This window comes from Streptomyces sp. E-08, assembly GCF_049913095.1.
Taxonomy (GTDB): Bacteria; Actinomycetota; Actinomycetes; order Streptomycetales; family Streptomycetaceae; genus Streptomyces.
Genome location: NZ_CP183971.1, coordinates 8,160,772 through 8,182,920 on the forward strand (window position 1 = coordinate 8,160,772; position 22,149 = coordinate 8,182,920).

The following is a 22,149-nucleotide window of genomic DNA, read 5'->3' on the forward strand; positions in this document are numbered from 1 at the left end:
TGGGTGACGCGCCTACCGGGCGCCCTGCCGGCGGGCGCGGCCGACGCCCACCAGGGAACCCGCGAGGTGGTCGTGGGCCACGTGCGCGTGGAGGCGTACGCCCGTGACGAGGGTGTCGTCGTCCGCGTAGAAGCGCGGGTTGTGGTTGGTGACCAGGCCGCGCCCGCCCTCCACCGGTACCGGCCGCCCGGCCGCGTCCAGCGTGGCGTCCTGGACGCCGAGCATCACGTACAGGCCGCCGAACCGGTTGATGAACTCCGAGACGTCGTCGTACCCGAGCGTCGCCCCCGTCTCCACCACGCGGTCCGCGCCGACGACCCGCCGGAGGGTGGGCAGTCCCGCCGCCACCCAGGGCCCGCTGTTGTGCACGGGCGGCACGGGCTGCAGGTACTCCACCGTGGCCGTCGCGCCGAACGCCGCCGCCGAGTGCTCGGCCAGCGCCGTCAGACGGCGCTGCACCTCGGCCATGTCGGACTCCACGACGCAGCGGACCGTGCCCCACAGGGTCACCGTCTCGCCGATGATGTTGAAGCGGCCCACGTCCTCGACGTGTCCAATCGTCACGGTGACCGGGTCGAACGCCGAGACCTGCCGGTAGAGCTGGCCGATGCCGGTGAGGACCGCGCCCACCGCCGGCATCGGATCGACCCCCTGCCATGGGGTGGAGCCGTGCACCTGCTTCCCCGTGACGACGACGCGGACCAGGGTGGAGGCACCGTACTGATTGCCGGTCCTGTACCCCACGTACCCCTTCGGATACGGCGTCACGTGCATGCCGAAGGCCATCGTCGGCACCGGGTCCGCGAAGGCGCCCGCCTCGACCATCGCCCGCGCCCCGCCCTCCTCCGTCACCGGCGGGCCCTCCTCGGCGGGCTGGAAGACGAACAGGACCGTGCCGGGGAGCCGGTCGCGGACCCCTGCGAGCACCGTTGCCGCACCCATCAGCATCGCCGTGTGGCAGTCGTGCCCGCAGGCGTGGGACACGGGGAACGGGCCGCCCGGATAGTCGGCGTCCACCGCCCCGGAAGCGAAGTCCGTCCCGCAGAGGTCCTTCACCGGCAGCGCGTCCATGTCCGCCCGCAGCGCCACGACCCGCCCGCCGCCCGGCGCCGCCCCGCGCAGGACGCCCACGACCCCGTGGCCCGCGATGCCCGTACGGACCTCGTCGAGGCCCACGGCGCGCAGGTGGTCCGCCACCAGCCGGGCCGTGTTCACCTCGCGGTTGGACAGCTCCGGGTGCCGGTGCAGATGACGCCGCCAGGCCACCACCTGCTCCGACACCTTCGCCGCCCGCTCGTCCAGTTCACCGTGGATCGACTCGCCGCCCAACGGGGACTCCCTCTCGTACCGGCTGACGCCGTGGCCCTGGGAACCGTGCCCGACCAGACTGCCACCCGGAACGGGCCACGGCACCACCTCGCCGGGTGGTCGGCCACGGCACCACCCCGTCAGGCGGTCGGCGCCACCGCGTCACTCCCGTCAGCCGGTCGGGCCCACCGGTGCGCTGCTGCGTCCCTCGTCCCTGCCGCTGAGCTCGGCGTCGAGCGTCTCCTGCGCGACCCGCATGGTCTCGGCGTACACCGGGTCCTTGAGCCGCCGCCACATCTCGTCCTCCGCGACCTCCTCGACGCGGCAGGTCACCCACCAGATGTTGCCGAAGGGGTCGCGGACCCGCCCGCCGCGCTGCCCGAAGGCGTCGTCGGCGAGAGGGGTCACGACCCGGGCGCCGGCGGCGGCCGCCCGGGCGAACGCCTCGTCCGCGTCGGTGACGAACACGCGCAGCAGGCTCGGCAGGACGGGCCAGTCCGCACGCCGGTCGAAGGCCAGCACGACGGTGTCGCCGACCCGGATCTCACCGTGGCCCACCGCTCCGTCCTCGGTGACCACCCGGGCCAGCTCCTCACCCCCGAACGCCCGGGCGACGAAGTCGAGGAAGGCACCCGTGTCGTCGGTGACGACCCAGGGCGCCACGGTCGTGTACCCCTTCGGAACGGTGCCGCTGTGCTCGGACATCACGCTGATCCCTTCGCCGATGTGCCCTCGTTGCCGTAGGGGAGTCACGCTAGGCGCGAAGTAGGTCAGGTCCTGTCCGACATGACCGTTCAGGCAGGCGTGACCACCGCGTTCGGGCCGCTCCGCGCGATGATCGCCGCCGTGTCCACCCCCGCCGGCAGCGTGCCGAAGGCCAGGCCCCGGTCGCCGTCGAGACGCGAGGCGCAGAAGGCGTCGGCGATCGCGGGGTGGCCGTGCCGGACGAGCAGCGAACCCTGGAGGACCAGGGCGAGCCGCTCGACGAGCCGCCGTGCCCCGTACGCGACCGCGTCCGGGTCGCCGAGACCGGCGAGGTCCTTGCGGAGGCCCGCGACGGCCGCGTCGAGCCGCCGGTCCGCCCCCGCGCCCCGGTCGACCTCCGCGAAGTACGCCTCCACCGCCTGCGGCTGACGGGCCATCGCCCGCAGCACGTCCAGCGCGGCGACGTTCCCGGAGCCCTCCCAGATGGACGGCAGCGGCGACTCCCGGTAGAGCCTCGGAAGGCCCGAGTCCTCGACGTAGCCGTTGCCGCCGAGGCATTCGAGCGCCTCGGCCGCGTGCGCGGGCGCCCGCTTGCAGACCCAGTACTTCGTGACCGCGAGCCCGAGCCGCCGCAGCTGCTCCTCCTCGGCGTCGCCGCGCGCCGCCCGGTCCACCGCGCCCGCCAGGCGCAGGGCCGCGACGGTGGCGGCCTCCGCCTCCACGGCCAGGTCGGCGAGGACGTTCCGCATCAGCGGCTGGTCCACGAGCCGCGCCCCGAACGCCTCGCGGTGCGTGGCGTGGTGCACGGCCTGCACGAGACCGAGGCGCATCCCGGACGCGGAGCTGATGGCGCAGTCGAGCCGCGTCATGTTGACCATCCGGATGATGGTGGCCACCCCGCGCCCCTCCTCGCCGACCAGCAGGCCGAGGGCACCCTCGTACTCGATCTCGGAGGAGGCGTTGGACCGGTTGCCCAGCTTGTCCTTGAGGCGCTGGAGCCGGATCGCGTTGCGGCTGCCGTCGGGCAGCACCCGGGGCACCAGGAAGCAGGAAAGGCCGCCGGGCGCCTGCGCCAGGGTGAGGAAGACGTCTGACATCGGGGCCGAGGTGAACCACTTGTGGCCGGTCAGCGCGTACTGTCCGGGCTCGCCCGTGGGCACGGCCCGGGTCGTGTTCGCCCGGACGTCGGATCCGCCCTGCTTCTCGGTCATCGACATCCCGGCGATGATGCCGCGCTTCTCCGTCGGCACCCGCAGCCCGAAGTCGTACGAGGAGGAGGCGAGCAGCGGCTCGTACACCTCGGCGAGCTCCGGCTGGGCGCGCAGCGCGGGCACCGCCGCGTACGTCATGGAGACCGGACACAGGTGCCCCGCGTCGGCCTGCCCCCACACGAACACCTTGGCCGCGCGCGCCACGTGCGCGCCCGGCCGCTCGTCGCGCCAGGGGGCGCCGTGCAGGCCGTGCCGCACGGCCGTGTCCATCAGCTCGTGCCAGTACGGGTGGAACTCGACCTCGTCGATCCGGTGCCCGTACCGGTCGTGGGTGTGCAGGACGGGGGAGTGGCGCTCGGCGAGCCGCCCCCACTCCTGGGCCTCCTCGCCCCCCGCCTTCGCCCCGAGCTCGCGGACCTCGTCCTCGGCCCAGCCCGCGCCCTCCCGGCGCAGCGCCTCCAGGAGCGCGGGGTCGGCGGAGACGTCGTAACCGGTCAGCGGTGGTGCCTGGTTGGTGACCTCATGCGTGGTCGGCATCGGGAACTCCCAGTGCTCGCAGGGTGAAGGTGACGAGTGCGGGTACGGTGCCGGGCCCGACGGACCCCTCCGCCAGCGGTCCGACGAGCGCCTCCGCGCCCGCCCCGACGAGCGCCGAGGCCGTCAGGACCGGGTCCTGCGGCGGCAGTTCGCCCGAGCGCACGCCCTCCTGGACGCGCGCGGCGAACACGTCCCGGAACGCCCGCCGGAAGACGAGCCGCTCGGCGTCCACGGCCGGGTCGACCGGCTCGGCGAGCAGCGCGTAGGCCAGGCGCGGGGACTTCAGGGCCCGCTGGGCGAAGGTCTCGATCACGGCGACCACCCGCTCGGCCGCCGAACCGTGCCCGGGGTGCCCGGCCGCCTCGGAGACGGCCGCGACCTCCCGGCTCACCACGGCCCTGAACAGCTCGACGGCGAGCTCGGCCTTGCTCGGGAAGTGGCGGTACACGCTGCCGGTGGCGATTCCGGCGCGCGCGGCGACGGCGGCCATCGTGCAGCCCGCGTACCCCTGCTCGGCGAGCAGCCCGAGGGCCGCGTCCACGACCGAGACGCGCTGGGCGTCGAGCCGGGCCTGCACGGCGGGGGTGCGTCGGTAGGGCATGGAAGGAGTGAAGCAGTGATTCACTGCTTCATCAAGAGGCCGGACGAAGGCGCCCGCCCCTTGAGGAGCGGGCGCCCGGCTCCGTCAGCGGCCCGTCAGGTCGCGGAGCGCGAAGTCGTCCGGCAGCGGGGTGCCCAGCTCGTCGAGGGCCTTGACGAGCTTCTTCTCCTCGTACGTGAAGTGCGACTCCACGAGCGCGACGAGACCGTCCAGCTCGCCACGCACCCGCTGCGCCTCCGTCGGGTCCGGGTCGCTCCCCGGCTCGGCCGGGAGGGTGTCGAGGAGGGCCTGGAGGCTGACCAGGATCTCCTCCACCTGTACGTGGTCGCGGGCCAGTTCGTCGAGCACCGGCCGCAGCGCGGGGTACGCCTCGGCGAGGACGGGGAAGACGCCCCGGTCCTCGGCGGTGTGGTGGCGGGTGAGCGCGGAGCAGAAGGCGAGGCAGTGTGCCCGCAGGTTCCGGGGGCGGGCGCTGCCGCCGGAGAGGAAGGAGTCCAGTTCCTCACGGAGGCGGGCGAGCTCCTCACGGAGCCAGAGGTGTACGTCCACGAGCTGGTTCCCGAACGCCGTGAGCCGGTCGGAGGGATCGGAGGTGGTGGTCATGCGCCGCATGATTCCACCGGGCGGGGCCGGCGTACGCCCTCGTGTCGCTCCCGGGACGGCGCACGCCCCTTCCCGAGAGGGGAAGGGGCGTGCGCCGTGCGGGGGTGGCTCGGGTCAGCCGGTGAAGACCTCGGTCAGCGACCAGATCGCGAGTCCCGCCATGCAGATGCCGCCGATGCGCTGGACGGTCTTGAGGGGGACGCGCTTGGCGATGAAGCGGCCCGCGACCAGGGCCAGTGCCGAGACCGTCGTCAGGGCGACGAAGGAGCCGATCGCCGTCGACCAGGTGCCGTTGGTTGCGGCCAGGTTGGCGGTGGTGATCTGGGTCAGGTCGCCCCATTCGCTGATGAAGACGGCCATGAAGGCGGTCGAGAAGACGGGCCAGAAGCCGCTGACCGTCCGGCCGCCCTCGTCGGCCCCGTCGTCGCCCCCGCCGCGCAGCAGCATGAACGCGCCGAAGCCGAACATCAGGGCGGAGACCAGCTTGACGCTCCAGCCGGGGAGCAGCCCGAGGAGGCTGCCGGCGCCCACCGCGATGGCGACGTGGGCCGCGAAGGCGGTGGAGGTGCCGATCCATACGTACAGCGGACGCATACGCGTGCCCATGGCGAGGGACGCGAACATCGTCTTGTCGGGAAGCTCGGCGAGGAAGATCAGCCCGAAGGCGGTGAGGATCGCCAAGGGGTCGAGGTGCATACCGGGGCTCTCTGCTCGGTCCGGGCCCTGTGGGCTCCGGGTGCCACCTCGGTGGGCGACGGGAGGACCACTCGGCCCGGCATGACGGACCACGCCCACGGGAACGCGGACGTGACGAATGCCTGGCCGAAGGTCTCGCCCGTCCGCGTGGTGCGCGGACCCGGTCACCGGGAACCCGGGGGTTCCAGTGTGTCGACGACCGGTTCGCAGGGCTACTCCCCTTCGCTGTCGCCCAGTGTAACGGATGGGGGCGCGAGAGTGGGTAGACAGCGTCTACTCGATCTTGGTAGGCAGTGTCTATGCATGAGAGCGACAAGGAGAACGAGGACGGGCTGCGCGACCGGCTCGTCCGGGTCGGCGTCGAGCTGCTCGACGCCGAGGGCGCCCAGGCCCTCTCGCTCCGCGAGATCGCCCGCCGCGCCGGCGTCTCGCACGGAGCGCCACGACGGTACTTCCCCGCCCACCTGGACCTGCTATCCGCGATCGCCCGGCAGGGCTTCGCCGAACTGGCCGCCCGCATCGCCGACGCGGACCCCGAAGAGGCCCCGGCTCGCGAGCGGATCGAGGTGCTCGCCCGCGTCTACCTCGACTACGCCGACACCCGGCGCGGCATGTACGAGCTGATGTTCCGGCACGACCTCCTGGAGAGCGGCCGGCTCGGGCTGCGCGAGACGAGCCTGCCGCTCTTCGCCCACCTGGCCGGCCTCGTCGCCCGCGTCCGCCCCGAGGCCGAACCCTCCGTCCTCGCGGGTGCCCTCTGGGCGAACCTGCACGGGATCGCCCAGCTCTGGCACTGGGGCAGCCTCCGCCTCGCCACCGGCGGCGACTCCCCGGGCCCGCTGCTGGCCGCCGCGCTCGACGCCCACCTCGGGGAGGCCGCCCTGTGAACCGCACCCTCGCCTGCAGCGTCGTCGGCGCCGCCGTCGTCGCCCTCGACGGCACGGTCCTGACCGTCGCCCAGCCCGCCCTCCAACGCGACCTGCACGCCCAGGTCGGCCAGGTGCAGTGGACCAGCACCGGCTACCTCGTCGCCGTCGCGAGCCTCCTCGTCCTCGCCGGCCGCCTCGGCGACCGGTACGGCCACCGGCGGGTCTTCGCCGTCGGTGCCTTCGGCTTCGCCGCCGCGTCCGCCGGGATCGCCCTGGCCCCCGGCATCGGCACCGTGATCGCGCTGCGCGTGCTCCAGGGCGTGTGCGGGGCGCTCCTCCAGCCCGCCACCCTCGGCATGCTGCGCACGGCCTACCCGCCGGAACGGCTCGCGACCCCGATCGCGGTGCGCACCGCCGCCATCGGCCTGGCCGCAGCGGCCGGCCCCCTGGTCGGCGGCGCCCTGGTCTCCGCGTACGGCTGGCGCGCGGTCTTCCTCCTGGGCGTCCCCCCGACCGTCGCGATCGGCATACTGGCCCTGGCGCCGGTGGCCCGCCCGGCGGCACCGGAGAGCCCGGTGCCGGTGGACCGTCCGGCGTCGCCGGAGAGCCTGGTGCCGGTGGCCCGCCCGGCGTCGCCGGAGAGCCCGGATCCGGTGGACCGCCCGGCGCGGCCGGACCACCCGGGCTCGCCCGCCCACCCGGCCTCGACGGGTCCGGTCCCCGTGGGCGGTGCCGCCTCACAGGGGCTCCCGCCCGTGGGTTCTCCCCGCCGCCCCACAGTCGGTCTCGCCGCGCTCGATCCGGTCGGGGCGCTTCTGCTCGCCCTCACGCTCGGGTTTCTGGTTCACGGACTCGACGCGGCCTCCCGGGCCGGTGGCGCCGGGGGCGCCGTGCTCGACTGCGCCGCCGCCGTCGGGGCCGGGGTGGCCTTCGTACGGCAGGAGCGCCGGGTCGCGCACCCCCTGCTGCACCCGGCGCTGCTCCGGAGCGTGCCGGTCGTCGCGGGGCTCGCCGTGCTCCTCGCGGCCTCGGCCGGCCTGTTCGGCGCGCTCTTCGTGACGACGTACTTCCTCCAGGACGTCCAGGGCCTCGACCCCCTCGACTGCGCCCTGCGGGTCCTGCCCCTCGCCGTCCTCATGATCCTCGGCGCGCCGTTCTGCCCACCGCTCCAGCGCCGCTTCGGCCCCCGGCGCACCGCGACCGCGGGGGCCGCGCTGGTCACGCTCGGGGTGCTGGTGCTCTCCCGGCTCGACGCGACGGCCGGCGCGGTCCCCGTCGGCGTCGCCTCCGCGCTGCTCGGCGCCGGGTTCGTCACGCTCATGGTCACCGCGACCTCTGTCGTCGTCCACCGCGCCCCCGCGGAGCACGCCGGGGTCGCCGGCGGCCTCCAGCAGACCGCGATGAACGTCGGACCGGCGCTCGGCGTCGCCATCGCGACGCTGCTCCTCGCGCTCGTCCCGGACGGCGGCTTCGTACCGGCCAGGGGCGCCGCCCTTCCGGTCCTGACGCTGATCGCCGCGCTCGCCCTGCCCGCCGCCCTGGCCCTGCCCGGCCGTGCGGTCCGCCGGGGGACACGCCCGGAGCCGGCGGCACCCGGGGCCGGACGGCAGGGCTGCGTACGATCATGAGATGCCCGCAGCCGGTTTCCGCCGTCCTCCCGGCACGGCGGCGCGCATCCAGTTCAACCTCGGTCGCGCCCTGCCCTTCCTGGTCCTGGTGGTGACGGTCGTCGCCGACCTCGTCACGCCCGACCGGGAGCGCTTCGACCGCCTTCTCGTCGCGGCGCCCGCCCTCGCGGCCGTCACCTGGCCCGTGCGTGCCACCGTCGCCATCGGTATGACCGCGATGGGCGTCCGCGCCCTGCTCGACTTCACCCGGGGCGAGGGGTTCGCGTCCGACCTCCTCGCCAGCGAGCTCATCCTCGCCGCGGTGACCGCCGCCGCGGCCTGGGTGAGCCGCGTCAGGACCCGCTACGAGCGGGACCTGCGCGAGGTCACGGCCGTCGCCGAGGTCGTCCAGCGGGTCGTCCTGCGCCCGCTGCCCGAACGACTCGGCGTGTTCGAACTGCACCTGCTGTACGTCGCGGCCGCGGCCAAGGCGCGGATCGGCGGCGACTTCTACGAGGCCGTCAGGATCCCGGGCGCGGTGCGCGTGATGCTCGGCGACGTCCAGGGCAAGGGCCTCGGCGCCGTGGAGACCGCGTCCGTCCTGCTCGGCTCCTTCCGCGCCGCCGTCAACGACGCGCCCGACCTCGGGAACCTCGCGGACCGGCTGGACGAGGGCCTCGCCCGCTACGGCGCGTGGGACCCGGACTCGGACGCCGCCGAACGCTTCGCCACCGTCGTCCTGGTGGAGTTCCCCGACGGCCACGACGTGGCACGGCTCCTCAGCTGCGGCCACCCCGCCCCGCTGCTCCAGGGCGCGAACGGCGTCGAGCCCGTGCACTTCACCGACCCCTCGCTGCCGGTCAACCTCGCGGGGCTCGCCGAGAACCACCACCGGATCGAGGAGGTGCCCTTCGGGCCGGGGGACCGGCTGCTCCTCTACACGGACGGCGTCAGCGAGACCCGCGACCGGACGGGCACGTTCTACCCGCTGGAGCTGCGCCTGCGCGGCTGGGCCCGTGAACCGGCCGCGGAGCTGCCGGAACTGCTCCACCGCGACCTCTCCGCGTACGGGGCGGGCGGCCTCGACGACGACGTCGCCGCCGTCGTCGTGGTCCGCCCGCCCGAGGCCCCCTGAGCCGGGGGTGCCGGTTCAGGCGCGGGGCGGGACCGGGCGGAACGTTCCCCCGTACATGGGCAGCTCGATCCGCTCTCCGTAGCGGGCGAGCTGGTCCCATGGCCGGTTGATGCCCGCGGAGCCGTACGTGCGCACGCGGGTCACGGTGTCGAGGTCGAGGACGTCGACGAGGACCTCCTCGCCGGTGCCCGCCTGCTGACGGACGATGCCCTCCGGGTCGACGACGGCGCTGGCTCCGACACCGGCCGGATCGGCGGCGTTGACGTTGACGACGTACAACTGGTTGGTCCAGGCGTTGGCCCGGGCGCAGACCAGCTCCATCTCGCGGTCGCGGGTGGTGGTCAGCGTCGGCTGGATGATGACCTCGGCGCCCAGCCAGGCCAGCTGCCGTGCCGTCTCCGGGAACGAGCCGTCGTAGCAGATGGCGAGGCCGGCGCGGCCGATGCCGGGCAGGTCGAAGACGACGAACTCGTGGCCGGGGCGGGTCTGCTCGTACGGCTGCCAGGGGAAGACCTTGCGGTAGCGGGCGACGATCTCGCCCGCGGGGGAGACGGCGAGGGCCGTGTTGTAGACGTGGCCGTCGTCGGTCCGCTCGTACACACTGCCCGGGACCAGCCACAGGCCGGTCTCGCGGGCCAGGGCGCAGAGCCGGTCCGTCAGCGGCCCGGGGACCGGCACGGCGGCCTCCTGCATCCACTCCGCGCGGGCCTGGAGCAGCGGCGCCTCCGCGGACAGCAGCAGCTCCGGGACGACGACGAGCTGGACGTGCGGGAAGGTGTCGCGGACCGCGCGGACCTGGTCGGCGAACCGCTCCCAGCTGGCCTTCGGGTCGTGGGCGACGGGCGAGGTCTGGACGGCGGCGATGGCGAGGGTGCGCATGGACTCAGCTCTCCGTGACGAGCAGGGTGGTGACGGCCGTGCGGCCGTCCTGGAAGAAGCGGGGGTGGCGGGTGCGGACGAGCAGCATCACGACGCCTCCGAGGGCGATCGAACCGACGCCGAGGAGGAACACCCCGCCGACCCCGCCGAGCGAGGTGGAGCCGTAGTCGGGATCGGCCATGTCGTAGGCGCTGCGGACGAACGCCGCCAGCATCATCAGACCGCCGGTCGCCGGGAGGACGCCCTTGACGAGCAGCTCGCGCGGGGAGTCCCGCAGCCGGTGGCGGAAGTACCAGGCGCACGCGAAGCCGGTGACGCCGTAGTAGAAGGCGATGAGAAGGCCGATCGACAGGATGGCGTCGCCGAGGAAGTCGGCGGACACCAGGGTGAGGAGGACCAGCGCCACGGACGCGACCGCTCCGCAGAACACCGTCCCGAAGGCGGGGGTGCGGAAGCGCGGGTGCATGCGGCCGAAGGCGGCGGGCAGGGCGCCGTGCGCGCTCATCGAGAGCGTGCTCCGGGGGGAGGAGCCGGCGCAGGTCAGGAGCGCGCCCACGGCCGAGACGGCGATCGCGAGGGTGACGACCCGGCTCGCGGCGCCGCCGAGCAGGGCCGGCGCGAGGTGGGTGAGGACGTCGGCCGCGTTCTCCGCGGAGCCGAGCCCCAGCCCTCCGGTGCCGGTCCCGGCGAAGGAGATCGCGGCGAAGGCGGTGAAGAGGTAGGTGACGAGCAGGATCAGGGTGGAGGCGACCGCGGCCCTGCCGGGGGTGCGGCCGCTGTCGACGGTCTCCTCGTTGAAGGTGATCAGGGCGTCCCAGCCCCAGTAGACGAACAGGCAGAGGAGCACGGCCTCCGCGAAGGAGCCGAAGTCGTCGAAGGCGAACGGGTCGACCCAGCTCAGGGAGGGGGTGGCGGCGCCGTCCCGGGCGAAGGCCGCGACGCCGAAGGCGAGCAGCGCGAGGAGCTGGAGGCCGAGCATCGCGTACTGCACGTGGGCGGCGAGCTGGATGCCCCGGTAGGCGACGGTGACGACCAGGGCGATCAGCAGGACGGCGACGACGGTCACGGCGAGGGTGCTGCCGGCCGCCTCTCCGAGCCCGAGGAGGGCGAGGATCGCGGAGGCCCCGACCTGGGCGAGCGCGGTCATCGCGAGGACGGTCGCGACGAGGACCGTCCAGCCGCCCGCCACCCAGCCGACGGCCGGGCCGAACGCCCGCGTGTTCCACACGAACGTCGTGCCGCAGTCCGGCATCCGCCGGTTGAGCTCCCGGAAGGCGAAGGCCGTCAGGAGGATCGGCACGAAGCCGAGGATCAGCGCCGCGGGGGCCAGGTCGCCGACCACGAGCGTCACCAGGCCCAGGGTGATCGCGATGCTGTACGCGGGGGCCACGGAGGCGAGCCCGAGGGCGACCGTGGCGAGAAGACCGACGGAGTCACCCCGCAGGCCCTTGCCGAGGGGTCGTTCCGGAGGGGGCGGGGTGTCGGATGCGCTGGTCATGAGGGGCCTCCCGGTGAGGGGCGTACGGACTGGGGGTGCGGACTGAGGGGCGTACGGACGGGTGCGGACGTCCCGCATTCGTTAAACGGAGATTTAAGGAATCGGCAGTGGTGCGGTCAAGACCTCGGGCTGTATCTTTTGGTTTCGATTTAGTTCATGAGGCGGCGGAGGGACCAGGTGGCGCGGAACAAGGACCAGGAGGCCCGGCGCGCCCAGCTGGGCGAGGCCGCGGCGCGGGCCCTGCTCAGCAGGGGACTCGAAGGGCTCCGCCTGAAGGACGTCGCGGCCGAGGCCGGGGTCACCCCGGCGGCGGTCCTGTACTACTACGAGGACCTCGACGCCCTCATGTACGAGACCTTCCAGCAGGCCATCGAGCGGTTCTGCCGGGAGCGCGAGACCGCCGCGGAGCGGGAGGCGGACGCACGCGGGAGGCTGCGCAGCTGCATCGCGTCCGGAGTGGCCACGGGCCCCCAGGACCGGCTGCCCCGGCTGCTCTTCGAGTACTGGCCCCGGGCCCTGCGCGATCCCAAGGCCGCCGCCCTCGACAGCGTCCTGACCGAGCGCCAGATCGGCGTCTACCAGGGGATCCTGGTGCTCGGCGAGGCCCAGGGGCACTTCACCCTGGACGACCCGGCCCGTCTGGTCGCCGCCAACTTCGTGGCGATGGAGGACGGCTACCAGATGGACGTGCTCGCCGGCCGCCGCTCGCCCCGGGAAGTGATCACCGCCCTGCACTCCTACGCCCGCGCCGCGACGGGATACCTGCCGGACGCGCCCCAGGGAGCCGGGGCACGTCCCTGACGCGGGCAGGTCCCCGGCAGGCGGTGTACATCCCGGACACCTCCCCGGGACCGGCGCGGACCCCCTCGGCAAACACCGACTCCGGGGCGGCTTGTGTCGTTGCCGCCCGGTTGCGCGTCCCGTGCGCCGTTCGTGCGCTCTGGTCGCCCCGTTCCCGGTACGTGAGGCTTGCGACCGTCCGCAGTGCGGACCGCCCACAGCCCATTCGAGAGGACGGGTGCACGTGCCCCAGGACAACCCCTTCGCCAACGGATCGTCCGAAGAATTCCCCGGCTTCCCGGGCATCACGGCGGGCCTCACCGCCGCCGAGGCCTCCCGCACCGCCGGACGCGGCCTCTGGGCCGCCGACGGAACCGTCGACCCCGACGTCGTCCGGCTCGCCCAGACCCTCACCACCGCCGTCCTGGACGGGAACGGCGACCCCGAGGCCCTGCTCCCCGCCGAACTCGCCGCGTCCGTCCGGGAGGTACGGCGCCTCGCCGTCCCCGCGTACCACCGCGTCGAGGCCACGGACGGCATCCGGCTCTCCGCCTTCAGCCTCCGGCAGCTCGGCCCCGGCCCGCACCCGCTCGTCGTCGTCCCGGCCGGCTGGACCCCCTTCGGCTGGCCGCTGTTCCTCTGGTCCTACCTCGACCTCGCCCGCAGGGGCTACCACGTCCTCGCCTACACGCCCCGCGGCCTCGGCATCCCCGGACTGCCCTCCACCTCCGAGGGCTTCGTCGACGTCGCCGGACCCCACGACTGGGCGGACGGCTCCGCCGTCATCGACTTCGCGACCGACCACCTCGCCCCGAGCGCGATCGGCTTCCTCGGCGAGTCCTACGGCTCCGGCATCAGCCAGCTCGTCGCCGCCCACGACGACCGGGTCGCCGCCGTCGCCGCGCTCAGCACCTGGGGGAACCTCGCCACCAGCCTCTACGACCACGACACCCGCCACCTCGCGGCAGTGAAGGCCCTCCTCGGGCTCACCGGCGGCCCGGTGGAGACCAAGTTCGACACCGCGAACCAGGAGATCCTCGCCGACTTCCTGGCCGACCGGAACCTCGACAGGGTCGTCGAGTGGGGCCTGCTGCGCGCCCCCGAGTCGTACCTCCACCTCACCAACGACAACGAGACCCCCACCTTCCTCTCGAACACCTGGCACGAGGGCCTCTTCGCCGTCAACCAGCTCCTGACGACCTTCGAAGGACTCGACGTCCCCAAGCGGCTCAACCTCTGGATCGGCGACCATGCCGCCCCCGAGGGCCCGGGGCTCATCGGTACGGAACCCGACAGGGTCAACCTGCCCCTGGCCGAGGCGTACGCCTGGCTCGACCACCACCTCAAGGGCGAGCGCAACGGGGTCGAGGACTGGCAGCAGGTCTGCAACCAGGTCATGTTCACCTACGTCACCGAACCCGTCCCGGACCCCGGCACCGGCGAGCCCACCGGCGAGAACCGGATCGTCGAAGAGGCCTACCGGGAGGAGCGTGCCGACTGGGGCCGGGTCACCACCGGCGTCGAGGTCCTCGGCCTCACGGGCGACGGCGCGGGCGGCGCCGACGGCCGGCTCCTCCCCGCCGGCGAGACGACGGCACCCTCGGAGGTCACGGGCTGGCGCCGCTCCCTCCTCGCGGGGGTGGACACCGAGGCCACCGTCATGGACGCGCTCATGAAGACCGGCCAGGCGGAACGCGCCGGCAACCCCAAGACCTACGACACCCGCAAGATCGACCGGCGGCACGCCCTCGTCTGGACCACGGCACCGCTCACCGAGCCGGGAGGGCGGGGCGCGTCCGGGCGCCGCGTCCGGGGCGCCCCGCGGCTGCGCCTCACCGTCCGCTCCACGGCCACCTCGGCCTGCCTCGTCGCCCACCTCTTCGACGTCGCCGAGGAAGGCACGGCCCGGATCGTCACCCACGAGCCGCTCAACGTGTACGGGCTGACGCCCGAGCAGGACCGCAGCGTCACCTGGCGGCTCCAGGCCGCCGCGTACGACATCCCCGCCGGACACCGGCTGATGCTGGTCGTCGACAGCAAGGACCCGCTCTACGGAGACGCCTCCGTCACCTGGACGCAGACCACCCTCACCTCCCCGGAAGACGCCCCGGCCTTCCTGGAACTGCCCCTGGGCTGAGGACCGTGCGCCGGAGGGGGACGCCGGGAACCGTCGCAGGGCTGCGCACCGCACGGCGGAAGAGGGACGCCCGGACCGCAGCCGGGCCGGCGGACCGTACGGCGCAGACGGGTGCCGGGAGTACCGGGCACCCGTCTTCGCCGCTCGGTCACGCCACCGGCGCGAGCCCCAGGTGCTCCCGGAGCGTCGTCCCCGTGTACGCCGTCCGGTACACGCCCCGCTCCTGGAGCTCCGGCACGAGCAGCTCGACGATGTCGTCGAGACCGTCCGGCACGAGGTACGGCGAGATGTTGAAGCCGTCGACGGCCCCGTACCGGGCGAACCGGGCGAACTTCTCGGCCAGTCCGGCCGGGGTCCCGACGTGCCCGCGCTGCGGGCCGAGCTCGATCACCGTCTCGCGCAGCGACCAGCCGTTGGCATCGGCCTTCGCCCGCCACTCGGCCACCGTGTCCAGCGTCTCGCCGAGCTGACGGGTGCCGAACTTCCCGTCGTACCGGGCGACCACCGGGTCCTCGGCGGGCAGCGGCCCGTCCGCGTCCCGCCCGGACAGGTCGAAGCCCCACAGCCGGCTCGCGATGCCCAGAGCGACGGCGGGCGTGACCTGTTCGAGGCGGACCCAGCGGGCCTTCTCCTCCGCCTCCTTCTCGGTGGCCCCGATGATGATCTCCGTGCCCGGCAGGATCCGCAGGGCGTCCTCCGGGCGTCCGACCGCCCGCAGCCGGGCCCGGACGTCCTCGGCGAACGCCAGCGCGTCGTCGAAGTCCGTGCCGTGCGCCGAGAAGATCACGTCCACGTTGCGGGCCGCGAAGTCCCGGCCCTCGCCGGAGTCGCCCGCCTGGAAGATCACCGGGTGGCCCTGCGCGCTGCGCGGCAGCGTCGGCGCCAGATCGACGTCGAAGTGGTCGGTCCGCGTCCGTACGCGTCCCACCGCGTCCGGCACCGACCAGGACCGGGCCTCGGCGGAACCGGCGACCGCGCCCTCCGCCCAGCCGTTCCACACGGCGCGCGCGACGGAGAGGAACTCCTCGGCGCGCCGGTAGCGGTCGGCGTGGTCGAGGAAGCCGCCGCGCCGGAAGTTCTCGCCGGTCCAGGCGTTGTGGGTGGTCACCACGTTCCAGCCGGCCCGGCCGCCCGAGAGCAGGTCGAGACCCGCGAGGCGCCGGGCGAGATCGCCCGGCTCGTTGAACGTGGTGTTGGACGTGGAGACGAGACCGATCCGCTCGGTCGCGGCGGCGATCGCCGACAGCTGGACGATCGAGTCGGGGCGGCCGGCGACGTCCAGCTCGTGGATGCCGCCCTCCGACTCGCGCAGCCGCAGGCCGTCCCCGAGGAAGAACGCGTCGAAGAGCCCGCGTTCGGCGGTCCTCGCCACCCGCAGGAAGGACGCCGGGTCGATCTGGGACCCGCTGGACGGGTCCGACCAGATCGTCCAGTGGTTCACGCCTTGGAAGAACACCCCGAAGTGCAGCTGGGCGTCCGGGCGCGGGACGTCGTTCTCATCGGCGCGGGTCATCGGGTCTCCTCCGTGACGAGCGCGGCGGCACCGTCGGTCGTGAAGCGGCTGAGGGGCCGGGGGAGGCCCAGGGAGGTGCGCAGGGTGGCGCCCGGCAGTGGGCGCGCGGCGATCCGCCGGACGAACAGCTCGGGCAGGGCGAGACGGGAGAGCACTGCCAGGTCCTCGTCCAGGACGAGCGGGTGCAGCCGCACCCCGTCGACGTGGCCGCCGAGTTCCGTCAGCAGGTCCACCAGGCCGGCGGCGGGACCGGTGTACCGCAGCCGGTCCGGGCCGCCCTCCCACGGGGCGTGGCGCTCCAGGTCGGCGATCCGCTCCCGCGCCGTCTCGCCCGGCGTGTCGAGGGCGACCTCGATCTCGGCGAAGGCGAGCGGCGCCCCGGCGCCCGCGGCCGCCGCGCCCGCCTCGGCGGGCGTCGTCCCGCCGACCAGCGCGACGTCGGCGAGACCGGCCGGGACGAGACCCGCGCGGGCGAGGACCACGGGCCGGCCCTGCGGCGGGCGCGGCACGATCGAGGGGCCCTTCACGGAGTACGTCTCGCCCGAGAAGTCGATGGCGTGGAGCCGGGACCGGTCCAGGTAGCGGCTGGTGGCCACCGACCGGATCACCGCGTCGTCCTCCCACGAGTCCCACAGGTCCCGTACGACGCGGAGACCGTCCCGGGCCTCCCGGGCGTGCGCGTCGGCGCCCTCGACGACCGGCCGCCCCCAGGCGCGGGCGGCGGCGGGGTCCTCCTCGACCGCGACGACCCAGCCGGCCCGGCCCGCCGAGACGTGGTCGAGCGAGGCGAGCTGCGAGGACACGTGGAACGGCTCGGCGTACGTGGTCGCCACGACCGGCGCCACGCCGAGGACGCTCGTCGACGCGGCCACGAACGCGGCCCGCTCCACCGCGCCGATCCGCCCCACGGGACCGGAGCCGTCCCCGGCGTCGGGCGGCAGGATGGAGTCCTCCAGGGTGACCAGGGTGAACCCGGCGTTCTCGGCGACGGCCGCCACCCGGGCGAGCCGACGCGGGGTCAGCAGCTCGCCGGGGGAGTGCGCGGCACGGCGCCACGCGGCGGGATGGGCACCGTCGCCGTCGATCTCGACGGCCAGGTGCAGGGCAGGGCGGGGCATGGGAGTCCTTCCGAACGACAGGGACGCGCGACGGCACGGCGCAGCGGTGCGGGGCACGGCTGCACGGGGGCCGGGCTACGGGACGTCACGGGACGCGCGGACCCACGCGGGGCGGGGTCAGGCGCGAGGGGAAGGACAGATGGCCGAGGACGTACGGCAGAGGTCGACGTGCCGGCGGCAGACGAGGCGGGCACTCGAACGGGCGGGGACGTGCGCCGTGGCGATCACTGCTGGCACGTGCGCCTCCCCCTGGTCCAGGTCCCGCCCAGGTGTACGGACGGGGACACGTCACCATAGGCAGGACGCCTTCGGCGCTGTCAAGGTCGTTCCGACCGCCGGGACGACAGGGCGGGTCAAGGTCGTTCCGACCGCCGGGACGTCAGGGCGGGTCAGGGGGAGGGAAGTCGAGCCGCGGTCCGTCGGCCGGTAGTTCGAACGGCTCGCCGGTCCCGTGCGGCCGGACGCGGCGGGCCGCCGGGCCTGATCTCGTATCCCCCGGGCCTGATCTCGTGTCCGACTCTGGGCTGACCGGAGGTCGGCCCAGGGACGGACGCGCCGGACCGGCCCCCGCGCCTAACGTGCCCGCATGATCCGATTCACCAGGGCGGCCGCGGCCGCCGTACTCGTCTGCTCCCTCGCCTTACCGGTCGGCGCCGCCACGGCGGCCGCCCCGGACACCCCGGCCACGGGCACCCCGGCCCAGGTCCCACGGGCCGCCACGCTCCCGGCCCCCACCGGCCCGTACGCCGTCGGCAGCACGGTCCTGCCGCTCGTCGACCGCTCCCGTACCGACCCGTGGGTGCCCTCCGCAGACGGCCGCGCGCTCATGGTCACGGTCCGCTACCCGGCGGCCCGCTCCGGGGGCGGCCACCCGGCCCCGTACGCCACCCGGGAGGAGGCGCGCCTGCTCGCCGAGCAGCTCGGGCCCGGCGTCTCCGGCGACGTGCTCGCCCGCACGCGCACCCACAGCAGGACCGACGTCCGGCCCGCGCCCGGCCGCCACCCGCTGGTGCTGCTCTCGCCGGGCTTCAGCGTCTCGCGCTGGACGCTCACCCATCTCGCCGAGGACCTCGCCTCACGGGGCTACGTCGTCGCCTCCGTCGACCACGCCTACGAGTCGTACGGGATCACCCTCCCCGGCGGCCGCACCGTCACCTGCGTCGCCTGCACGGCCCTCGACGAGGGCGGGGTGCACGGCAGCGTCGTGACCTCGACCCGCGCCGCCGACATGCGGTACGTCCTGGACCGGCTCACCGGGCCCGAGCCCGCCTGGCGGTACGCCGACACGATCGACGCGCGCCGCGTCGGCATGGCCGGCCACTCCATCGGAGGGGCGAGCGCCGCCACCGCGATGGCGGCCGATCGCCGCATCGACGCCGGGATCAACATGGACGGAAGGTTCTGGGAGGACCTCCCGGCGGAGGGCCTGCGGGGCCGCCCGTTCATGATGCTCGGGACGCACGACGGCATGCACCTGCCCGGCGGTGAGGACGACAGCTGGGACCGGACGTGGACCGCGCTCGACGGCTGGAAGCGCTGGATCACGGTCGCCGGATCCGAGCACTTCACCTTCTCCGACGGACCCGTGATCGCACGTCACTTCGGCCTGCCCCAGCCCGAGCTGCCCTCCGAACGGGCCGTCGCCGTCACCCGGACCTACGTCGCGGCCTTCTTCGACCAGCACCTGCGCGGGATCCCGCGACCGGTTCTCGACGGCCCGACGCCCGCGAACCCGGAGGTCCACTTCCAGCACCGCTGACGCCCGTCCGGGCGGGGGTCAGGAGCGGTACGGGGTGTTCGCCGCCGCCCAGTCGGCCAGCGCCCGCGCGCACTCGGCGACCGACTCGCGCCAGGTGCGCGCGGCCCCGTCACCGGCCTCGTCGCTGACGTGCTTCACGATGCGCAGCGGCACCCCGGCGAGCTCCGCGGCGGCCGCGAGCGCGTACCCCTCCATGTCGACCAGCGGTGCGCGCTCGGCGAGCCGGGCGCGCGCCGCCTCGTCCGAGATGAAGGCGTCCCCGGTGGCCAGGACCACGTCACCGCCGTCCGGCAGGGTCAGCGGAGCGCCGTACGTCTCGCCGGTCAGCGTCGCGAGCAGCTGCCCGTCCAGGTCGTGCTGCACGACCGTGCCGACGACGTGTGTCCCCGTCCAGCCCGGGCGCAGCGCTCCCGCCGTCCCCAGGTTCACGATCCCGGAAGGCAGCGGCCCCCGGCCGAGCGCGGTCGCGAGCGCGCTCGCGGCGTTCACCTTCCCCATGCCGGTGAGCAGGATGGGCAGCTCCGTGTCGAGGAACTGCGCCTCCTCCTTGACGGCGAGCACGAGCAGCGGACGGTCGGCCGTGATCTGTCCCAAGAGTTCCATGGGGGCCACGCTAGTTCGAGGGCCCGCCCGCCGTACAACCGGGCGGGGCACGGAAGCCGGGAGCCGCGCACACACAGGCCCTTCGGACCGGCGCCGCGCAGACCGGTCCGGAGGTGAACGGGGAGCCAGGAGGCCGGAGCGCGGCTCCCGGCTTCCGTGCCGGGCTCGACCCTCGCCTTCCGTGCCGGGCTCGGCTCCCGCCTTCCGTGCCGGGCTCGGCTCCCGCCTTCCGTGCCGGGCTCGGCTCCCGCCTTCCGTGCCGGGCTCGGCTCCCGCCTCACACCGGCAGCAGCCGGCCGATCAGCGCGCCCAGCTGGCGGGCGTTGCGGCACGGGCGCATCTCCACGAGCTCCGCGTAGGCCGGGGCCACCGAGTCGCCCGTCCCCCACAGCGAGGGCTGCTCCGGGTTGAGCCAGTGGACCCGGCGCGCGCGGTCCCTGACGAGCCGGAGCGCCGCGAGGTTGGGGTCGGCGCCGTTGGTGCGGGCGTCGCCGAGGACGAAGACCACCGTGCGCGGGCCGACCGCCTCCGCGTACCGTTCGGCGAACTCCCCGAGCGCCGTCCCGTAGTCGCTCTGCCCGTGCCACCCGGTGAGCTCCGCCTCCGCGAGGATCCGGTCGCCGAGCCCCGCCGGATCCGCGGCGCCCCGCGCGATCAGCCCGGTCACCTCGTCGACCCGGTTGACGAAGGCGAAGACCCGCACCCGGCTGAACTGATCGTGCAGGGCCTGCACCAGCAGCATCGTGAACTGCGCGAACCCGGCCACCGAGCCCGACACGTCGCACAGCAGGACCAGCTCGGGACGCCGGGGCCTGCGCCGCCGCAGGACCGGTCGCACCGGCACCCCACCGGTCGACAGCGAGCCGCGCAGCGTCCGCCGCAGGTCGATCTCCCCGCGCGCCGCCCGGCGCCGCCGCGCCGCGAGCCGGGTGGCCAGTTTCCGTGCCAGCGGCCGTACCGTACGCCGCAACTCGTCCAGCTGCGCCCGCCCGGCCAGCAGGAAGTCCACGCCGTCCGCCGTCCCCGCGACCGCCCTCCGCGCGACCCGGTCCCGGCCCTGCCGCTCGGCGACGCGCCGCCGGGCCTCGGTCCGCACGCGCTCCCGGAACGCCTCGATCCGCCGCCGGATCTCGTCGTCGCGGAGCCGGTCGGTGAACTCCTGGTCGTCGGCCGCCGCCTCCGCCCGCAGCCGGCCGCGCACGCGGGCGAGCAGCGTCTCGGGGCGCAGCCGGGAGAGCGTCTGGTACGAGGACCAGCCGTCCGACTCGGGACCGGAGCCGTATCCGCCGAACCCGCCCACCGCCTCGGCCGCCAGCCGGTCGAGCGCGGCGCCGTCACCGGCGGCGAGGGCCTCGGCGAGCCGGTCGCGGAGCGCCGCCAGGTCCGCGGCGGTGTTCTCGTACGCCTCGGCCTGACCGGGAGCGCCGCCGAGCGGGAAGTAGAGGTCGAAGACCTGGTCGAACACCGTGCGCTGGGCCTCCCCGTGGAGCAGGGTCGCCGCCAGTGCCTCCCGGACCCGCTCCCGGTCGGTGAAGCCGACCGCTTCGAGGGCGACTCCCGCGTCCACGGTCTCGCCGGTGCCGATCCCGAACCCGTGCGCGCGCAGCGCCGCGACGAGCCCGGTGAGCCGCACCGCGGCCCCGGCCGGGGCCGGGGGATCGTGCGTGGCCGCAGGACCGCCCCGGTCCGCCGCGCCGGAGCCCGCCCCGGTCACACCGCGTCCAGGTCGAGCTTGGCCGCCGCCCTCACGATGTCCTCCTGGTGCTTGAGGAGGACACCGAGGGTCTCCCGTACGACCCGCTCGTCCAGCCGGTCCGCGCCGAGCGCGAGCAGTGTGCGGGCCCAGTCGATCGTCTCCGACACGGACGGCACCTTGCGCAGGTCCATGGCCCGCAGCGCGCCCACGACCCGTACGACGGACGAGGCGAGCGCGGCGTCGAGACCGGGCACCTTGAGCGTGACGATCCGGCGCTCCAGCTCCTCCTCGGGGAAGCCGATGTGCAGGAAGAGGCAGCGCCGGCGGAGCGCCTCGGACAACTCGCGGCTGGCGTTCGAGGTGAGGACGGTGAACGGCCGCCGGGTCGCCGTGATCGTGCCCAGCTCGGGCACCGTGACCTGGAAGTCGCTCAGGACCTCCAGGAGCAGCCCCTCCACCTCGATGTCGGCCTTGTCGGTCTCGTCGATGAGCAGCACCGTCGGATCCTCGGACCGGATGGCGGTGAGCAGCGGCCGGGGGAGCAGGAACTCCTCGCCGAAGATGTCCGTCCGCGCCTCGTCCCAGGACTCGCCCCGCCCCGCCGTGATCCGCAGCAGCTGCTTGGCGTGGTTCCACTCGTAGAGCGCGCGTGACTCGTCGACGCCCTCGTAGCACTGCAGGCGGACCAGGCGGGCCCCCGTGACCTCGGTGACGGCCTTGGCGAGCTCGGTCTTGCCGACGCCGGCCGGGCCCTCGACGAGCAGCGGCTTGCCCAGCCGGTCGGCGAGGAAGACGGTGGTGGCGACGGCCGGCGACGCCAGGTAGCCGGTCGTGGCGAGCCGTTCCGCGACGTCGTCGACGGAGGTGAAGAATCCGGTCGTCATGGCTGTCCCC

Annotated in this window: 20 protein-coding genes; 6 read left to right on the top strand and 14 right to left on the bottom strand. The window is 74.5% G+C overall.

All coding sequences use genetic code 11. The features are described 5' to 3' along the window. Window positions 1-12 precede the first annotated feature (12 nt). From ACN9MM_RS37280 to ACN9MM_RS37305, 6 genes are all read right to left on the bottom strand, one after another. Window positions 13-1,329, bottom strand: a complete 1,317-nt coding sequence (locus ACN9MM_RS37280; protein ID WP_426368218.1) for a M20 metallopeptidase family protein — start codon at window positions 1,327-1,329, stop codon at window positions 13-15. A gap of 150 nt (window positions 1,330-1,479) precedes the next feature. After that, window positions 1,480-2,013: a VOC family protein gene (locus tag ACN9MM_RS37285; protein ID WP_426368219.1), complete on the bottom strand. Its 534-nt coding sequence runs from the start codon at window positions 2,011-2,013 to the stop codon at window positions 1,480-1,482. Between the two features lie 89 nt (window positions 2,014-2,102). Then, on the bottom strand, window positions 2,103-3,761 hold the full coding sequence (locus tag ACN9MM_RS37290) for an acyl-CoA dehydrogenase family protein (protein ID WP_426368220.1): 1,659 nt from the start codon (window positions 3,759-3,761) through the stop codon (window positions 2,103-2,105). Further along, a complete protein-coding gene (locus ACN9MM_RS37295; protein WP_426368221.1) occupies window positions 3,745-4,362 on the bottom strand; it encodes a TetR/AcrR family transcriptional regulator in 618 nt (205 codons plus the stop codon). Before ACN9MM_RS37295 ends, ACN9MM_RS37290 begins: the two co-directional genes overlap by 17 nt. A gap of 84 nt (window positions 4,363-4,446) precedes the next feature. Then, window positions 4,447-4,965, bottom strand: a complete 519-nt coding sequence (locus ACN9MM_RS37300; protein WP_426368222.1) for a hemerythrin domain-containing protein — start codon at window positions 4,963-4,965, stop codon at window positions 4,447-4,449. A gap of 114 nt (window positions 4,966-5,079) precedes the next feature. Beyond that, a complete protein-coding gene (locus ACN9MM_RS37305; protein WP_426368223.1) occupies window positions 5,080-5,661 on the bottom strand; it encodes a TMEM165/GDT1 family protein in 582 nt (193 codons plus the stop codon). A 299-nt stretch (window positions 5,662-5,960) separates the two neighbouring features. Between ACN9MM_RS37305 and ACN9MM_RS37310 the strand changes: the two genes are divergently transcribed. Genes ACN9MM_RS37310 through ACN9MM_RS37320 form a run of 3 tightly spaced genes read left to right on the top strand, consistent with a single transcriptional unit; the run spans window position 5,961 to window position 9,272 of the window. After that, window positions 5,961-6,548, top strand: a complete 588-nt coding sequence (locus ACN9MM_RS37310) for a TetR/AcrR family transcriptional regulator (RefSeq protein ID WP_426368224.1) — start codon at window positions 5,961-5,963, stop codon at window positions 6,546-6,548. Further along, a complete protein-coding gene (locus ACN9MM_RS37315; RefSeq protein ID WP_426368225.1) occupies window positions 6,545-8,158 on the top strand; it encodes an MFS transporter in 1,614 nt (537 codons plus the stop codon). The genes ACN9MM_RS37310 and ACN9MM_RS37315 overlap by 4 nt, the downstream gene beginning before the upstream one ends. 1 nt (window position 8,159) lies before the next feature. Beyond that, window positions 8,160-9,272: a PP2C family protein-serine/threonine phosphatase gene (locus ACN9MM_RS37320; protein WP_426368226.1), complete on the top strand. Its 1,113-nt coding sequence runs from the start codon at window positions 8,160-8,162 to the stop codon at window positions 9,270-9,272. Window positions 9,273-9,287: 15 nt separating this feature from the next. On the opposite strand, the gene ACN9MM_RS37325 is transcribed toward ACN9MM_RS37320, so the two are convergent. Both ACN9MM_RS37325 and ACN9MM_RS37330 read right to left on the bottom strand, forming a co-directional pair. Continuing rightward, window positions 9,288-10,151, bottom strand: a complete 864-nt coding sequence (locus tag ACN9MM_RS37325; protein WP_426368227.1) for a carbon-nitrogen hydrolase family protein — start codon at window positions 10,149-10,151, stop codon at window positions 9,288-9,290. A 4-nt stretch (window positions 10,152-10,155) separates the two neighbouring features. Continuing rightward, window positions 10,156-11,649 carry an APC family permease gene (locus ACN9MM_RS37330; RefSeq protein WP_426368228.1) on the bottom strand — a complete coding sequence of 498 codons (1,494 nt, stop codon included), beginning with the start codon at window positions 11,647-11,649 and terminating at the stop codon, window positions 10,156-10,158. Window positions 11,650-11,805: 156 nt separating this feature from the next. Here ACN9MM_RS37330 and ACN9MM_RS37335 point away from each other — a divergent pair, with 156 nt between their 5' ends. Both ACN9MM_RS37335 and ACN9MM_RS37340 read left to right on the top strand, forming a co-directional pair. Further along, complete coding sequence (locus ACN9MM_RS37335; protein ID WP_426368229.1) at window positions 11,806-12,450, top strand: TetR/AcrR family transcriptional regulator; 645 nt, start codon at window positions 11,806-11,808, stop codon at window positions 12,448-12,450. A 223-nt stretch (window positions 12,451-12,673) separates the two neighbouring features. After that, entirely contained in the window at window positions 12,674-14,566 is a 1,893-nt protein-coding gene (locus ACN9MM_RS37340) for a CocE/NonD family hydrolase C-terminal non-catalytic domain-containing protein (RefSeq protein WP_426368230.1), read from the top strand. A gap of 148 nt (window positions 14,567-14,714) precedes the next feature. Here ACN9MM_RS37340 and ACN9MM_RS37345 read toward each other — a convergent pair whose 3' ends face one another. From ACN9MM_RS37345 to ACN9MM_RS37355, 3 genes are all read right to left on the bottom strand, one after another. Further along, the gene (locus ACN9MM_RS37345; RefSeq protein WP_426368231.1) at window positions 14,715-16,079 is read right to left on the bottom strand and encodes an NtaA/DmoA family FMN-dependent monooxygenase; all 1,365 of its coding nucleotides are present in this window, start codon (window positions 16,077-16,079) and stop codon (window positions 14,715-14,717) included. Next, a complete protein-coding gene (locus ACN9MM_RS37350) occupies window positions 16,076-17,197 on the bottom strand; it encodes an LLM class flavin-dependent oxidoreductase (protein ID WP_426368232.1) in 1,122 nt (373 codons plus the stop codon). The genes ACN9MM_RS37345 and ACN9MM_RS37350 overlap by 4 nt, the downstream gene beginning before the upstream one ends. A 117-nt stretch (window positions 17,198-17,314) precedes the next feature. Beyond that, entirely contained in the window at window positions 17,315-17,434 is a 120-nt protein-coding gene (locus ACN9MM_RS37355; RefSeq protein ID WP_426368233.1) for a putative leader peptide, read from the bottom strand. A gap of 349 nt (window positions 17,435-17,783) precedes the next feature. On the opposite strand from ACN9MM_RS37355, the gene ACN9MM_RS37360 reads away from it, so the two are divergent. Beyond that, complete coding sequence (locus tag ACN9MM_RS37360) at window positions 17,784-18,956, top strand: alpha/beta hydrolase family protein (RefSeq protein WP_426368234.1); 1,173 nt, start codon at window positions 17,784-17,786, stop codon at window positions 18,954-18,956. Between the two features lie 18 nt (window positions 18,957-18,974). On the opposite strand, the gene ACN9MM_RS37365 is transcribed toward ACN9MM_RS37360, so the two are convergent. From ACN9MM_RS37365 to ACN9MM_RS37375, 3 genes are all read right to left on the bottom strand, one after another. Further along, a complete protein-coding gene (locus tag ACN9MM_RS37365; protein WP_426368235.1) occupies window positions 18,975-19,559 on the bottom strand; it encodes a nucleosidase in 585 nt (194 codons plus the stop codon). A gap of 277 nt (window positions 19,560-19,836) precedes the next feature. After that, complete coding sequence (locus ACN9MM_RS37370) at window positions 19,837-21,192, bottom strand: VWA domain-containing protein (RefSeq protein WP_426368932.1); 1,356 nt, start codon at window positions 21,190-21,192, stop codon at window positions 19,837-19,839. Window positions 21,193-21,269: 77 nt separating this feature from the next. Next, window positions 21,270-22,139: an AAA family ATPase gene (locus tag ACN9MM_RS37375; protein ID WP_426368236.1), complete on the bottom strand. Its 870-nt coding sequence runs from the start codon at window positions 22,137-22,139 to the stop codon at window positions 21,270-21,272. Window positions 22,140-22,149: the final 10 nt, after the last annotated feature.

Excerpts from the sequence above, each read along its gene's own strand:
- ACN9MM_RS37330 (WP_426368228.1), bottom strand. The coding sequence starts at position 11,649 with ATGACCAGCGCATCCGACACCCCGCCCCCTCCGGAACGACCCCTCGGC.
- ACN9MM_RS37320 (WP_426368226.1), top strand. The coding sequence starts at position 8,160 with ATGCCCGCAGCCGGTTTCCGCCGTCCTCCCGGCACGGCGGCGCGCATC.
- ACN9MM_RS37310 (WP_426368224.1), top strand. The coding sequence starts at position 5,961 with ATGCATGAGAGCGACAAGGAGAACGAGGACGGGCTGCGCGACCGGCTC.
- ACN9MM_RS37335 (WP_426368229.1), top strand. The coding sequence starts at position 11,806 with ATGAGGCGGCGGAGGGACCAGGTGGCGCGGAACAAGGACCAGGAGGCC.
- ACN9MM_RS37300 (WP_426368222.1), bottom strand. The coding sequence starts at position 4,965 with ATGACCACCACCTCCGATCCCTCCGACCGGCTCACGGCGTTCGGGAAC.
- ACN9MM_RS37290 (WP_426368220.1), bottom strand. The coding sequence starts at position 3,761 with ATGCCGACCACGCATGAGGTCACCAACCAGGCACCACCGCTGACCGGT.
- ACN9MM_RS37325 (WP_426368227.1), bottom strand. The coding sequence starts at position 10,151 with ATGCGCACCCTCGCCATCGCCGCCGTCCAGACCTCGCCCGTCGCCCAC.
- ACN9MM_RS37305 (WP_426368223.1), bottom strand. The coding sequence starts at position 5,661 with ATGCACCTCGACCCCTTGGCGATCCTCACCGCCTTCGGGCTGATCTTC.
- ACN9MM_RS37295 (WP_426368221.1), bottom strand. The coding sequence starts at position 4,362 with ATGCCCTACCGACGCACCCCCGCCGTGCAGGCCCGGCTCGACGCCCAG.
- ACN9MM_RS37360 (WP_426368234.1), top strand. The coding sequence starts at position 17,784 with ATGATCCGATTCACCAGGGCGGCCGCGGCCGCCGTACTCGTCTGCTCC.
- ACN9MM_RS37350 (WP_426368232.1), bottom strand. The coding sequence starts at position 17,197 with ATGCCCCGCCCTGCCCTGCACCTGGCCGTCGAGATCGACGGCGACGGT.
- ACN9MM_RS37345 (WP_426368231.1), bottom strand. The coding sequence starts at position 16,079 with ATGACCCGCGCCGATGAGAACGACGTCCCGCGCCCGGACGCCCAGCTG.
- ACN9MM_RS37285 (WP_426368219.1), bottom strand. The coding sequence starts at position 2,013 with ATGTCCGAGCACAGCGGCACCGTTCCGAAGGGGTACACGACCGTGGCG.
- ACN9MM_RS37375 (WP_426368236.1), bottom strand. The coding sequence starts at position 22,139 with ATGACGACCGGATTCTTCACCTCCGTCGACGACGTCGCGGAACGGCTC.
- ACN9MM_RS37365 (WP_426368235.1), bottom strand. The coding sequence starts at position 19,559 with ATGGAACTCTTGGGACAGATCACGGCCGACCGTCCGCTGCTCGTGCTC.